We start from the raw sequence: 13,906 nt of genomic DNA, 5'->3' as shown, positions 1-13,906 counted from the left end.
GCGATATGGCTGCGCAGGCTCCAACACTGAACCAACCGCTTTTCAGCCGGCCCGGCGTGCGCGACGGCCGGCGGCTGCTAGCGCTGCCGGGTGTGGTCGCCATCGCAGGCGCCATGATCACGGCTGCGATCTCGTTTGCGATCCTGGTCGGCGCGACGCCGATCGCGCCGACCGCCGATACGACCTGGGCGCTGATTGCGCTCAATGCCGTCTTCGTCCTGTTCCTGATCGCGCTGGTCGGCCGCGAGGTGCACCGCATCGTCATGGCGCGCCGGCACGGCAAGGCAGCCTCGCGGTTGCATGTGCGCATCGTGGCGATGTTCGCGCTTGTTGCCGCCATTCCCGCGATCATGGTGGCGATCATCGCCTCGATCACGCTCGATATCGGCCTCGACCGCTGGTTCGAGATCCGCACCAAGACGATCGTCAATTCGTCGCTGTCGATCGCCGATGCCTATGTCCAGGAAAATGCGCGCAACCTGCAGGGCACGACGCTGTCGATGGCTTATGACCTCGACGCTTCGCGCACCCTCTACGGCCTCGACCGGACCGGCTTCCTCGACCTCATGAACAAGGAAGCCGTCGGCCGTTCGCTGGCGCACGCCGCGCTGATCAAGCCCGACGGCTCTTTCGTCATGAGCGCCAAGACCGACGCCGATTTCGCCATGCCGGAGCCGCCGCCGGGCGCGGTCGAATCCGCCGCCGACGGCAAGCCGGTGCTGATCGAGCCGCGCACCCGCAACATCATGGGCGCCATCGTCAAGCTGCGCGAGATCGACGGCCTTTACCTTTACACGATCCGCCTGGTCGACCCCGAGGTGATCAGGGCGCGTCAGATCGTCAGGTCCAACACCGATGAGTATCGTAACCTCGAAGACAATCGCCGCACCTCCCAGGTGGCCTTCGCGCTGCCCTATCTGTCCCTGACGCTGATCATCATCCTGTCGGCGATCTGGACCGGCATTGCGGTCGCCGACCGGCTTGTGCGGCCGATCCGCCAGTTGATCGGCGCCGCCGACGAAGTGGCGACCGGCAATCTCGATGTCGCCGTGCCGGTCAGACCGTCCGACGGCGACGTCGCCTCGCTCGGCGATACGTTCAACAACATGATCCTCGAGCTCAAATCGCAGCGCAACGAGCTTTTGTCGGCCAAGGATCTGATAGACGAGCGGCGACGCTTCTCCGAAGCAGTGCTGGCCGGCGTCACTGCCGGCGTCATCGGCGTCGATCCCTACGGCATCGTCACCATCGTCAACCGCTCCGCCGAAACCATGCTGGCGATTTCGGCCAGCGCCGCGCTCGGCCAGAACCTCTCGACGGTGCTGCCGCATGTCGGCCGCGTCTTCGAGATCGGCCGCCAGTCCGGCAGGCCTGTCTATCGCGAGCAGGTGACCTTCTTCCGCGCCGGCATGGAGCGGACCTTCAACGTCCAGATCACCATCGAGGCCGGCGATGACGGCTCGGAAGAAAAATCCTACGTCGTCACCGTCGACGACATCACCGATCTCGTCCAGGCGCAGCGCTCCTCGGCCTGGGCGGACGTCGCCCGGCGCATCGCGCATGAGATCAAGAATCCGCTGACGCCGATCCAGCTGTCGGCCGAGCGCATCAAGCGCCGCTACGGCAAGGTCATCACCGAGGACCGCGAGGTCTTCGACCAGTGCACCGACACGATCATTCGCCAGGTCGAGGACATCGGCCGCATGGTCGACGAGTTCTCGGCCTTTGCCCGCATGCCGAAGCCGGAGATGAAAGTCATCGACCTGCGCGAATCGTTGCGCGAAGCCTCATTCCTGGTCGAGGTGAGCCGCTCCGATATCGCCTTCGAGCGCGATTTCGGTGCAGAGCCGCTGAAGGGCACGTTCGACAGCCGCCTGATGGCGCAGGCATTCGGCAATGTCATCAAGAACGCCGCCGAGGCCATTGACGGACTTGATGCAAAGGATCACCCGGACGGCACAATCCGGATTCAAGCCGGCCGCCAAGATGGCGCCATAAGAATCGACGTTATCGACAATGGCAAGGGGCTGCCGCGCGAGAATCGGCAGAGGCTGCTCGAGCCCTATATGACGACGCGCGAAAAAGGTACCGGCCTTGGCCTCGCTATCGTCAAGAAGATCGTGGAGGACCATGGCGGTCGGCTCGAATTGCACGACGCGCCGCCGGATTTCCACGGCGGCCGGGGCGCGATGATCTCGATCATCCTGCCGCCGGCAGCGGTCATTGCCGCGCCGCCACGCGGCGAAGGCCGCAACGAACACGAACGAGAAACTGAAAAGGTCGGTAATGGCGTCTGACATTCTCATCGTCGATGACGAGGAAGACATCCGCGAACTCGTCGCCGGTATCCTAAGCGACGAAGGTCACGAAACCCGCACGGCATCCGATGCCGACAGCGCGCTGGCAGCAATTGCCGATCGTGCGCCGCGGCTGATTTTCCTCGATATCTGGCTGCAGGGTTCGCGCCTCGACGGCCTGGCGCTGCTCGACGAGATCAAGACGATGCATCCGAACATGCCGGTGGTGATGATCTCCGGCCATGGCAACATCGAAACGGCGGTATCGGCGATCCGGCGCGGCGCCTATGATTTCATCGAGAAGCCGTTCAAGGCCGATCGCCTCATCCTGGTCGCCGAACGCGCGCTGGAAACGTCCAAGCTCAAGCGCGAGGTCTCCGACCTTAAGCTGCGCAGCGGCGAGACCTTCGACCTGATCGGCATGTCGTCGGCGATGAGCCAGTTGCGGCAGACCATCGAGCGTGTCGCGCCGACCAACAGCCGCGTCATGATCATCGGTCCCTCCGGTTCCGGCAAGGAACTGACGGCGCGCGCCATCCATGCGCTGTCGGCGCGCAAAATGGGACCGTTTGTGACGCTGAGTGCTGCCACGATCACGCCCGAGCGCATGGAGATCGAGCTGTTCGGCACCGAATCGAACGGCACCGAGCGCAAGGTCGGCGCGCTGGAAGAGGCGCATCGCGGCATCCTCTACATCGACGAAGTCGCCGACATGCCGCGCGAGACACAAAACAAGATCCTGCGCGTGCTGGTCGAGCAGCAGTTCGAGCGGGTAGGGGGCACCAAGCGGGTCAAGGTCGACGTCCGCATCATCTCGTCCACCTCGCAGAACCTGGAGGCGATGATCGCCGACGGCCGCTTCCGCGAGGACCTCTACCATCGCCTGGCGGTGGTTCCGGTCATGGTGCCGGGGCTGGCCGAGCGGCGCGAGGACATCCCCTACCTCGTCGACAATTTCATGAAACAGATCGCCCGCCAGGCCGGCATCAGGCCGCGCCGCATCGGTGACGACGCGCTCGCCGTGCTGCAGGCCCACAACTGGCCCGGCAACGTGCGCCAGCTGCGCAACAATGTCGAACGGCTGATGATCCTGGCGCGCGGCGGCGAGGCCGATGCTCCGATCACCGCGGACCTGCTGCCGTCCGAGATCGGCGACGTCATGCCACGCACGCCCAACCAGTCGGACCAGCACATCATGGCGCTGCCGCTGCGCGAGGCGCGAGAACAATTCGAGAAGGACTATCTGATCGCCCAGATCAATCGTTTTGGCGGCAACATCTCGAAGACGGCGGAGTTCATCGGCATGGAACGATCCGCCCTGCACCGCAAGCTGAAGTCGCTGGGCGTGTAGAGCAATTCCAGGAAAGTGTGAAACGGTTAGGCTCGCCGGCTTCGCCGTAGCCTTCCGTCCGGAGTTGCGTAAAACAAATCTAACGGCAGGCGTGGCCCACGCAATTCTCCATTACCGCAGCGGTGGAATCGCCTAAACAAGCCGAAGCAAATCCCGAGGTGCTCCATGCCGCGCATTGCCTATGTCAACGGGCGCTACATCACTCATGCCGACGCCACCGTGCACATCGAGGATCGCGGTTACCAGTTCGCCGACGGCGTCTATGAAGTCTGCGAGGTGGCGCGCGGCTATATCGTCGACATGCCGCGCCATCTTGCCCGGCTGAACCGTTCGCTGGCCGAACTGTCGATCGGCTGGCCGGTCTCGCGCGGCGTGCTGCCGCTCTTGCTGCGCGAGGTCGTGCGCCGGAACCATGTCGTCAACGGCCTCGTCTACGTCCAGGTGACGCGCGGCGTCGCCAGCCGAGATTTCGTTTTCCCGGCCGCCGGCACCAGGCCGTCGCTGGTGATTACCGCCAGGAAGGCCGATCCGGCCGCGGCGGCCAGGCGGGTGGAGACCGGCATCAAGGTCATCACCGTGCCGGAGAATCGCTGGGACCGCGTCGACATCAAGAGCGTCGGGCTTTTGCCCAACGTGCTCGCCAAGCAGAAGGCCAAGGAGGCCGGCGCCCAGGAAGCCTGGTTCGTCGATACCGACGGCACGGTCAAGGAAGGAGGCTCGTCGAACGCCTGGATCATCACCAGGGACGGTGTCCTGGTGACGCGCCCGGCCGAGCACGGCATCCTGCGCGGCATCACCCGCACGACGCTGTTCGATGTCGCGGCCAAGCTTGGTTTGAAGATCGAGGAGCGCGGTTTTTCGGTCGCCGAAGCCAAGGCGGCGCGCGAGGCTTTCATCAGCTCCGCGACCACAATCGCCATGCCGGTGGTCGAAATCGACGGTGCGCCGATAGCCAATGGCCACCCCGGCTCCATGACACTTTCGTTGCGGCAGGCCTTTTTTGACATTGCGGAAAAAAGTCCAGCCTGATAACCGCACAGATGGAATGAACATCAGTTATCTCGTTCTGCTTGCCATTCTGGCGGCAAGAGGGGGTTTGCGCGCTTGACAGGTGCCGACTATTTTGGCGCATTGGCCTGCAAACCGTAGGGGATCGGCGAAAGACAAAAACAATGGCGGAACGATCGCAAAACCTTCAGGACCTGTTCCTGAATTCAGTTCGCAAGAGCAAAAATCCACTTACCATCTTCCTCATCAACGGCGTGAAGCTGACCGGCGTCGTCACTTCGTTCGACAATTTCTGTGTTTTGCTGCGCAGAGACGGCCATTCCCAGCTCGTCTACAAGCACGCCATTTCCACGATCATGCCGAGCCAGCCGGTTCAGATGTTCGATGGCGAGGAAAGCCAGGGCGCCTGATTGGCACGTGAGAAGGACGCGGACCGCAGCGTTCGCGGAAAATCAGCACATCAGCTCGGACCGGAAGCCAAGGATCCGACCCGGGCGGTGGTTATTGTGCCCGTGCTCACCCGCCAGCCGCGTGGCGAGGATGATTCGAGCCGGCCGCGGCTCAGCCGCTCGGCGGATGCCCGCCACGACGAAGCGGTCGGGCTTGCCAGCGCCATCGATCTCGATCCGGTCCACACGGCCGTCGTGACGGTCGCCGATCCGCGCCCGGCGACGCTGCTCGGCAGCGGCAAGGTGGCCGAATTCGCCGACATCGTGAAGGAGCGCCGCGCCGAACTGGTCATCGTCGACCATCCGCTGACGCCGGTGCAGCAGCGCAATCTCGAAAAGGAACTGAACGCCAAGGTGCTCGACCGCACCGGGCTGATCCTGGAGATCTTCGGCGAGCGGGCGCGGACCAAGGAAGGCACGCTGCAGGTCGAGCTTGCCCATCTCAACTACCAGAAGGGCCGGCTGGTGCGCAGCTGGACCCACCTTGAACGGCAGCGCGGCGGCGCCGGTTTCCTCGGCGGTCCCGGCGAAACCCAGATCGAATCGGATCGCCGCATCCTGCAGGACAAGATCACAAAGCTGAAGCATGAGCTGGAGACGGTCCGCCGCACCCGCGACCTGCACCGCGCCAAGCGCAAGAAGGTGCCGTTCCCGGTGGTGGCGATCGTCGGCTACACCAATGCCGGGAAATCGACGCTGTTCAACCGTTTGACCGGGGCAGGGGTGCTGGCCGAGGACATGCTGTTTGCCACGCTCGACCCGACGCTGCGCCGCGTGCGGTTGCCGCACGGCACGCCGATCATCCTGTCGGATACGGTCGGCTTCATCTCGGACCTGCCGACGCATCTGGTCGCGGCCTTCCGGGCGACGCTGGAGGAGGTGGTCGAAGCCGATCTCGTGCTGCATCTGCGCGATATCTCCGACCCTGACACGGCAGCGCAGGCCGAGGACGTGGAGCGCATCCTCGCCGATCTCGGCGTCGACGCGACCGACGACAAGCGTGTCATCGAGGTGTGGAACAAGATCGACCTGCTCGACGAAGGCAACCGGGAGCGGCTGCTTGCCGACGGCGCCGCCGCCAAGGCGCCGCCGGTAGCGATATCCGCGGCCACCGGCGAGGGCATCGAGGCGCTGAAGGCGATCATCGAGACGCGAATGTCGGGCGAACTGGAAATGATGACGGTGACGCTGAGCCCAGCGCAGCTCGGCCTCGTCGACTGGCTCTACCGCAATGGCGACGTCACTTCCCGGACCGACAATGAGGACGGAAGCGTCACCCTTTCGCTGATGGCCACGCACAGCGCAAGGCAGGACATCGCGACCAGATTGCACCGGAAAAGCAAAGACTAAGGCCGGTTACTTCGCGCTTTTTGCCTGCTGCCAGAGCGCTTCCATCTCATCCAGCGTCGCCTTTTCCGGCGAACTGCCCGAAGCCACGAGTTCCCGCTCGACATAATGGAAGCGCGAGCGGAATTTATCGTTGGTGCCGCTGAGCGCTGCTTCGGCATCAAGCTTCAGGTGGCGGCCGAGATTGACGACGGCAAACAGCATGTCGCCGAACTCGTCCTTGATCGGCGCGGCATCGCCGTTGGCAAGCGCCTCGCGCAATTCGCCGATCTCTTCCTCGATCTTGTCGAGGATGGACGCTGCCTCGCTCCAGTCGAAGCCGACGCGCGCCGCCTTCTCCTGCAGTTTCAGCGCCCGCGTCAGCGCGGGCAGGGCGACCGGAACGCTGTCGAGATAGCCGCTGCCATTGTCTTCAGGATCGAGACCGCGCGCGATGCGGGAATTGCGCTTGTCGGCCTTCTCCGCCGCCTTGATCTTCTCCCACATGCCCTTGGCCATGCCGGCGCTGCGCGCTTTCTCGTCGCCGAAGACATGCGGGTGGCGGCGGATCATCTTAGTGGTGATGGCCTCGACGACGTCGCCGAAAGCGAATTCACCGGCTTCTTCAGCCATCTGCGCATGGTAGACGACCTGCAGCAGCAGGTCTCCCAATTCCTCGCGCAGATCGTCAAAATCGCCGCGCGCGATCGCGTCCGCCACCTCATAGGCTTCCTCGATCGTGTAGGGCGCGATGGTCGAGAAATTCTGCTCGATATCCCAAGGACAACCGGTCTTTGGCGCGCGCAGCGCCGCCATGATCTCGATCAGCCGGGAAATGTCTTGCGAGGGTTTCATCGGCCCGATGCTATCTTGCGTTGAGAGGCGCGGACAACAGTGCCGGCCGGCGAGGGGAGTTTGTTCACAGCCATCCGAGGCGCGTCGCGTCAGTCGATCACCGAGACGATTGCCTTGGCGAGTTCGTCCATCCCGTCTTCCGGCAGGCCTGCCACGTTGATGCGGCTGTCGCCGACCATGTAGACGGCGTGGTCGGTGCGCAGGCGCTCGACCTGGGCTTCCGTCAGACCGAGGCGGGAAAACATGCCGCGATGGCTGGCGACGAAATCGAAACGATCCGAATTGGACTGCCGCCTGAGCGCCTCGGCGAAGGCGACGCGCAGCCTCAGCATGCGCAGCCGCATGGCTTCGAGCTCTGCTTCCCAATCCGCCTTCAACGCAGCGTCTTCCAGCACCATGCGCACTGCCGCGGCGCCATGGTCCGGCGGCATCGAATAGAGCGCGCGCGCCGCAGCCAGCATCTGGCTCATCGCCACATCGGCCTGGGCGCCATCCTTGGCCATGACCATCGCCGCGCCGACGCGGTCGCGATAGACGGCAAAGTTCTTCGAGCAGCTCGAAGCGATGACCATTTCGGGCACCTTGCCGGCAAGCAGCCGCAGCCCGGCGGCGTCGGCATCGAGGCCTTCGCCAAAGCCCTGATAGGCGATGTCGACAAAAGGCAGCAGACCCCGCTCCAGTACGACTTCGGCCACCTCGACCCATTGCGCGGCATCCAGATTGGCGCCGGTCGGGTTGTGGCAGCAGCCATGCAGCAGCACCACGTCACCGCGACTGGCCGTCTTCAGCGCGACCAGCATATCGTCGAAGCGGACCGCGCCCGAGGCCGCATCGAAATAGGGATACTCGCGCACCTGCAGGCCGGCGGCGCGCATCACCGGCATGTGGTTCGGCCAGGTCGGGTCGGACAGCCAGACGGTCGCGTCGGCGCGCGTGCGCTTCAACAGCTCCGCCACCAGCCGCAGCGCGCCCGAACCGCCAGGCGCCTGCGCGGCGCGGATGCGCGAGAAATCGGCCTTCTCGCCGAAGGCAAGCTTGATCATTGCGGCATTGAATCCGGTGTCGCCGGCAAGGCCGAGATAGGTCTTGGTGTCCTGGTTCGCGAGCAGCCGCTTCTCGGCCTCGCGCACGGCGCGCATCACCGGCGTCCTGCCGTCGCGGTCCTTGTAGACGCCGACACCAAGATCGACCTTGCCGGGGCGCGGATCGGCGCGGTAGAGGCCGATCAAGGCAAGGATCTTGTCGGCGGGCGCGGGCTGCAGGGTTTCAAACATGCCGGATGGCTCCAAATAGCGGGCGGAGTGATACGCAAATCGGCCGGATTTCGCCAGCGCTTTCCTGTGCACCAGCTGAGAGCGGCGGGAAGCGGCCGCTTACACGTTCCTGTCACATCAGCGTAGTCTGAATAAGTACGCGCAATCGCGAGGCAAGATGACCAGCGGCCACCAACAGTTCGATCTCGCCATTGTCGGCGCCGGTATTGTCGGCTTGGCGCATGCGCTCGCCGCCATTCGCCGCGGCTTGAGCGTTGTCGTCATCGACCGCGACGCCCAGGCCAATGGCGCTTCGGTGCGCAATTTCGGCTTCATCACTGTCAGCGGCCAGGAACGCGGCCAGGTGTGGCGGCGCGCCATGCGCTCGCGCGACGTCTGGCTGGAAGTGGCGGCCCCGGCAGGCATCGACATCATCCAACGCGGCGCGGTGGTGGTGGCAAGGCGGCCCGAGGCGAGGGCGGTGGTGGAGGCTTTCCTGCGCACCGAAATGGGCGAAGGGTGCAGCCTGCTCGAACCCGGGACGCTGGCGCGCGACCATCCTAATCTCGCCGCGAAGGACTTTGCCGGCGCGCTGTGGAGCCCGCATGAGGTGCGTGTCGAATCGCGCCAGGCGATCCCAAAGCTCGCTGCCTGGCTCGGCGGGCGTCATGGCGTCGAATTCCGGCGCGAAACCGCCGTGCGGGCGGTTGAGCCGCCGGTCGTCGAGACAAGCCGCGGCACCGTTCATGCCTCGAAGGTGATCGTGTGTCCCGGTGACGATTTGGCGACGCTCTACCCCGAGCGCGTCGCCCAATACGGCGTCACCCGCTGCAAATTGCAGATGCTGCGTCTTGCCGATCCGGGTTTCCGGCTGCCGGCGTCGCTGATGTCGGATCTCGGGCTTGCCCGTTATGCCGGCTACGCCGCTTTGCCGGAGGCTGCCGTCTTGCGGCGCAGGCTGGAGGCCGAACAGCGCGATGCACTCGACAACGGCGTGCACCTGATTGTCGTGCAGAGCGCCGATCGCAGCCTTGTGGTAGGCGACTCGCATCATTACGCGACGACGCCTGATCCTTTTGCCTCCGAGGAGGTGGAGCGGCTCATGCTCGAGGAATTCTGCGCGGTGTTCGGCGGCCCGCCGCCTGCCGTGCTCGAGCGTTGGACCGGCATCTATGCCTCGGCCTCCGATCGCACCATGTTCGCCGACGCCCCGCATGAGGACGTGCGGCTGGTGATGATCACCAGCGGCACCGGCGCCAGCACCTCCTTCGCCATCGCCGAGGAAGTGATGGACGATCTATTCGGCGCTTCGGAAACAAGGAAGATCGCATGACCGCCACAAACGGGTTGCTTCGCGCCGTGGTCTTCGACTGGGCGGGCACGGTCGTCGACCACGGGTCGCTGGCGCCGATGGGCGTTTTCGTCGAGGCTTTCGCCGAGTTCGGCGTGCCGATCAGCATCGAGCAGGCGCGCGGGCCGATGGGCATGGCCAAGCGTCCGCACATTGCCGCGCTGATGGCGCTGCCGGGCGTCGCCGAGGCCTGGACAAAGCAGCATGGCCATGTGCCGACCGAAGCCGATATCGACGCCGTCTACGATGTGTTCGTGCCGAAGAACCGGGCTGTCGCGGCGCGCTATGCCGATCTCATTCCCGGCGTCGCCGAGGTCGTTGCCGCGTTGCGCGCGCGGGGCCTCAAGATTGGTTCGACCACCGGCTATACGCGCGACATCATGGCCGAGATCTTGCCGGTCGCGGCAAAGCAGGGATTTGCGCCCGATTGCCTGGTCTGCACCGGCGACACGCCGGACGGCAGGCCGACGCCGTTCATGCTGTGGAAGGCGTTGACCGAGCTCGGCGTCTATCCGGCAACGCTTGCCGTCAAGGTCGACGACACCGAGGTCGGCATCGCCGAGGGCGTCAATGCCGGCGCCTGGACGGTCGGCGTGTCGGTCACCGGCAATGTCTTCGGCTATACGCTGGCGGAAACCCAGGCGCTGCCGCCTGATGTGTTCCGCACCAAGCGCGCCGAGGCCTCGGCCAAGCTCAGCGCCGCCGGCGCGCACTACGTCGTCAGCGGCGTCGCCGATCTCTTGCCGGTCATCGCCCAGATCGAGGGCAGGTTGCGGCGCGGCGAAAGGCCCTGAGCGCCGGTTTGCCGCGTCGTCTAAAAATTCTGCACCGGCGGGATTAAGATCCGGATCTGCTCCGTATAAAGGGCATGAAACGATCGATGCCACGCTTCGATATCGTCGCGCAGTTGGGTTCGCTGAGGCGTTACGCGCGCTCGCTGACGCGCGACGGCGCCGATGCCGAGGACCTCGTGCATGACGCGCTGGTGCGTGCATACGAGCGGCGCGGGACTTTTCGCACGGGCGGCAATTTGCGCGCCTGGCTCTTTTCGATCATGCACAACGTCTTCATCGACCGGATGCGCTCGCGCCGATCTGAAGCGGCCCGCATCGAGCAGGCCGGCCACCTTGCCGACGCCAGCGTGCCGGCCTCGCAGGATCATTCCGTGCGATTGGCGCAGGTACGGGAGGCCTTCCTCGCGCTGCCGGACGAGCAGCGCGAGGCGCTGCACCTCGTCGCTATCGAGGGGCTGGGCTACGCCCACGCCGCAGAGGTCAGCGGCGTGCCGCTTGGAACCCTGATGTCGCGCATCGGCCGCGCTCGTGCGGCGCTGCGCGAGATGGAGGAGGGCGCTCCGGCAAGAGCCTGGCCCAATCTCAGGATCGTTGGAGACGAACGATGACGGCAAATGTCGACCCTGTGATAGATGCCGACCTTGACGCCTATATCGACGACCAGCTCGACGTTGCCCGCCGTATCGAGGTGGAGGCATTCCTGTCCGCGCACCCGGAAGCCGCGGCGCGCGTGATGTCCGACCTCAGGATGCGTGACGAGCTGCGCGTGGCGCTCGCCGGCTCCAGGGGCATGGCGCGCCCGGCAACGACGGACGCAGCGCGGCGGCTGGAGAGGGGGCTTGCCAGGGGCCGCGTCCTTGCCGTGCTGCAGCGCGCCGCCGCCGCCGCCGTGCTGGTGGCGGCCGGTTGGCTGGCGAACGGCATCTTCGGGCCGATCACGATAACCAAGGTGGTCGCCTCGACCCAGCCGCCCGCCTATGTCGACGATGCGATCGCGGCGCACAGGACGATGCTGGTGCGCGAGACGATGCCGTCGCAGCGGGAAGCCCCGACCTACAATGCCGACGAGATTCGCGCCGCGACGGCGATCGTCATGCCCTCGCTGCCCGACGACTGGAAGATCCGCGATGTGCAGGTCTATCCGTCGCGCTTCGGTCCGAGCGTCGAGATGGCGCTCGAAACGAAGGACCTCGGCCTGGTGTCGCTGTTTGCCATCAGGCCGGGCACTTTCGACGTGGTGAAGCCGACGGTCGCGCCTTCGGGCGACATCTCGTCGGCCTATTTCCAGATCGGCGACGTCGCTTACGCCGTCGTCGGGCGGGGCGATGCCGGCAGTCTCGACCGTGCCGCCGAAAAGCTTGCCGGAACGCTCTACTGAAGCACGCAACCGAACCGACCAAACCAAGGAGAACCGAGATGAACAACTCCGATCTGGGATACCGAATGGGCACCGGCGTCCAGGCCGGAGCGGTCTATGACGAGGGCCTGCGCAAGCATATGCTGCGCGTCTACAACTACATGGGCCTTGGCCTCGTCGTCACCGGCCTTGTCGCCTTCGCCGTGGCCTCGACGCCGGCGCTCTACGTGCCGATCTTTTCCAGCCCGCTGAAATGGGTGGTGATGCTGGCGCCGCTCGCCTTCGTTCTATTGTTCTCGTTCAAGATGCAGACGATGTCGGCGGCCAGCGCGCAGGCGATGTTCTGGGCCTTCTGCGCCGTCATGGGCCTGTCGCTGGCCTCCGTGTTCCTGGTCTTCACCGGCACCAGCATCGCGCGCACCTTCTTCATCGCCGCCACCATGTTCGGCGCCACCAGCCTTTACGGCTACACCACCAGGCGCGACCTGACGCAATTCTCGTCCTTCCTGATCATGGGCCTGATCGGCGTCGTGATCGCCAGTCTGGTCAACCTTTTCCTTGGCTCGACCGCGCTGCAATTCGCCATTTCGGTGATCGGCATCGCCGTCTTCATCGGCCTGACCGCCTGGGATACGCAGACGATCAAGGAGCAGTATGCCGAGAATTTCGACGCGGAATCGCAGCAGAAGCTTGCCGTGTTCGGCGCCTTCTCGCTCTATCTGAATTTCATCAACATCTTCCAGCTGTTGCTGAATTTCACCGGCGAACGCGAATAGTCAGCTCACCAAAAGTGTAGGCGGCTTGTTTGCCGGCCTACCGCCGCGGTCGCAGGGCAGCGCTTCGGCCGCGGTTTTTATTCGCCAGCGCCGCGCCGGATTGCCTGGCGGCCGCCCTTGAGTCGCCGCGGGCTTTTGCTAACCTGCCGCCCGCAACAGCCCGCCGCGAGGACGCATGGAACAGGTGACGCTTCACGGCGACGGCATCTCGGCGACCATTGTCGGGCAGGGGGCCGAACTCACCTCCTTGCGCGATGCCGGTGGAACCGAGCTTTTGTGGCAGGCAGGCCCCGAATGGCGACGCCATTCCCCGGTGCTGTTCCCGATCGTCGGCCGGCTGAAAGGCGATCAGCTGCGCCACCAGGGCCGGCTCTATCCGATGACACAGCACGGCTTTGCCCGCGACAAGCGTTTTGCGTGGGCGCAGCAGGGGCCTTCCTCCTGCACGCTGCTTCTGACCGACGACGCCGAGACCCGCGCGCACTACCCGTTCGCCTTTCGGCTGGCCGTAAGCTACAGCCTTGGCCCCAGGCAAATCGGCATAACTTTCGAGATCACCAACACCGGCGACGAGCCGTTGCCGGCTTCGATCGGGGCCCATCCTGCGTTCAATTGGCCGCTATTGCCGGAATTATCGAAGGAGGCCTACAGGCTAACCTTTGCCGACAATGAGCCCGCGCCGATCCGCCGGCTGAAGGAAGGCTTGCTGCTGCCGACGCCGCAGCCCACGCCAGTCGACGGCAAGATCCTCGCGCTCTCCGAGCGGCTGTTCGACGATGACGCCGTCATCCTCGATCGGCCTGCCAGCAAAAGCATCCGCTACGCTGCCGACCATGGGCCGGCGATCGAAATGTCGTGGCAGGGATTCGAGGAACTGGGCATTTGGTCCAAACCGGGCGGGGCGCCGTTCCTCTGCATCGAGCCTTGGCACGGCATCGCCAGCCCGGCCGATTTCGATGGCGAGTTCACCGATAAGCCGGGCGCGATGCTGATCGCGCCGGGCGCCAAGCGCATACTGACCTACCAGATCCATGTGGGTCGCGCGCCGCGTGTCGGCTGACAAGGTGTGTGCCCCATGGTCAAGCCTCA

General features: G+C 64.9%; 13 protein-coding genes. 11 read left to right on the top strand and 2 right to left on the bottom strand.

Annotation, left to right across the window (positions count from 1 at the left end; translation table 11 throughout):
* Positions 1–5 precede the first annotated feature (5 nt).
* The 5 genes from FJ974_RS18250 to hflX all read left to right on the top strand — a co-directional run bounded on the left by FJ974_RS18250 (position 6) and on the right by hflX (position 6,455).
* Positions 6–2,297: a sensor histidine kinase NtrY-like gene (locus FJ974_RS18250; protein WP_140538420.1), complete on the top strand. Its 2,292-nt coding sequence runs from the start codon at positions 6–8 to the stop codon at positions 2,295–2,297.
* The gene (locus FJ974_RS18245; RefSeq protein WP_140538419.1) at positions 2,287–3,648 is read left to right on the top strand and encodes a sigma-54-dependent transcriptional regulator; all 1,362 of its coding nucleotides are present in this window, start codon (positions 2,287–2,289) and stop codon (positions 3,646–3,648) included. The genes FJ974_RS18250 and FJ974_RS18245 overlap by 11 nt, the downstream gene beginning before the upstream one ends.
* A gap of 165 nt (positions 3,649–3,813) precedes the next feature.
* The gene (locus FJ974_RS18240; protein ID WP_140538418.1) at positions 3,814–4,677 is read left to right on the top strand and encodes a D-amino-acid transaminase; all 864 of its coding nucleotides are present in this window, start codon (positions 3,814–3,816) and stop codon (positions 4,675–4,677) included.
* A 143-nt stretch (positions 4,678–4,820) separates the two neighbouring features.
* Entirely contained in the window at positions 4,821–5,066 is a 246-nt protein-coding gene (gene hfq, locus FJ974_RS18235) for an RNA chaperone Hfq (RefSeq protein ID WP_006202172.1), read from the top strand.
* The gene (gene hflX / locus FJ974_RS18230; RefSeq protein WP_140538417.1) at positions 5,067–6,455 is read left to right on the top strand and encodes a GTPase HflX; all 1,389 of its coding nucleotides are present in this window, start codon (positions 5,067–5,069) and stop codon (positions 6,453–6,455) included.
* A gap of 6 nt (positions 6,456–6,461) precedes the next feature.
* On the opposite strand, the gene mazG is transcribed toward hflX, so the two are convergent.
* Positions 6,462–7,286, bottom strand: coding sequence for a nucleoside triphosphate pyrophosphohydrolase (gene mazG, locus FJ974_RS18225; protein WP_140538416.1), 825 nt, complete (start codon positions 7,284–7,286; stop codon positions 6,462–6,464).
* Between the two features lie 89 nt (positions 7,287–7,375).
* On the bottom strand, positions 7,376–8,560 hold the full coding sequence (locus tag FJ974_RS18220; RefSeq protein ID WP_140538415.1) for an aromatic amino acid transaminase: 1,185 nt from the start codon (positions 8,558–8,560) through the stop codon (positions 7,376–7,378).
* Positions 8,561–8,717: 157 nt separating this feature from the next.
* Between FJ974_RS18220 and FJ974_RS18215 the strand changes: the two genes are divergently transcribed.
* The 6 genes from FJ974_RS18215 to FJ974_RS18190 all read left to right on the top strand — a co-directional run bounded on the left by FJ974_RS18215 (position 8,718) and on the right by FJ974_RS18190 (position 13,877).
* Positions 8,718–9,872 carry a TIGR03364 family FAD-dependent oxidoreductase gene (locus tag FJ974_RS18215; RefSeq protein WP_140538414.1) on the top strand — a complete coding sequence of 385 codons (1,155 nt, stop codon included), beginning with the start codon at positions 8,718–8,720 and terminating at the stop codon, positions 9,870–9,872.
* A complete protein-coding gene (gene phnX, locus FJ974_RS18210; protein ID WP_140538413.1) occupies positions 9,869–10,684 on the top strand; it encodes a phosphonoacetaldehyde hydrolase in 816 nt (271 codons plus the stop codon). The genes FJ974_RS18215 and phnX overlap by 4 nt, the downstream gene beginning before the upstream one ends.
* 86 nt (positions 10,685–10,770) lie before the next feature.
* On the top strand, positions 10,771–11,292 hold the full coding sequence (locus FJ974_RS18205; RefSeq protein WP_181177300.1) for a sigma-70 family RNA polymerase sigma factor: 522 nt from the start codon (positions 10,771–10,773) through the stop codon (positions 11,290–11,292).
* Positions 11,289–12,062 carry an anti-sigma factor family protein gene (locus FJ974_RS18200; protein WP_140538411.1) on the top strand — a complete coding sequence of 258 codons (774 nt, stop codon included), beginning with the start codon at positions 11,289–11,291 and terminating at the stop codon, positions 12,060–12,062. The genes FJ974_RS18205 and FJ974_RS18200 overlap by 4 nt, the downstream gene beginning before the upstream one ends.
* Before the next feature lie 38 nt (positions 12,063–12,100).
* Positions 12,101–12,817, top strand: coding sequence for a Bax inhibitor-1/YccA family protein (locus tag FJ974_RS18195; protein ID WP_140538410.1), 717 nt, complete (start codon positions 12,101–12,103; stop codon positions 12,815–12,817).
* Positions 12,818–12,992: 175 nt separating this feature from the next.
* Positions 12,993–13,877 carry an aldose 1-epimerase family protein gene (locus FJ974_RS18190; protein ID WP_140538409.1) on the top strand — a complete coding sequence of 295 codons (885 nt, stop codon included), beginning with the start codon at positions 12,993–12,995 and terminating at the stop codon, positions 13,875–13,877.
* Positions 13,878–13,906: the final 29 nt, after the last annotated feature.

The sequence above is a fragment of the Mesorhizobium sp. B1-1-8 genome, assembly GCF_006442795.2.
In the GTDB taxonomy this organism is placed as follows: domain Bacteria; phylum Pseudomonadota; class Alphaproteobacteria; order Rhizobiales; family Rhizobiaceae; genus Mesorhizobium.
The sequence above is the reverse complement of the archived record's forward strand: the minus strand, read 5'-3'. Positions and strand labels throughout refer to the sequence as shown.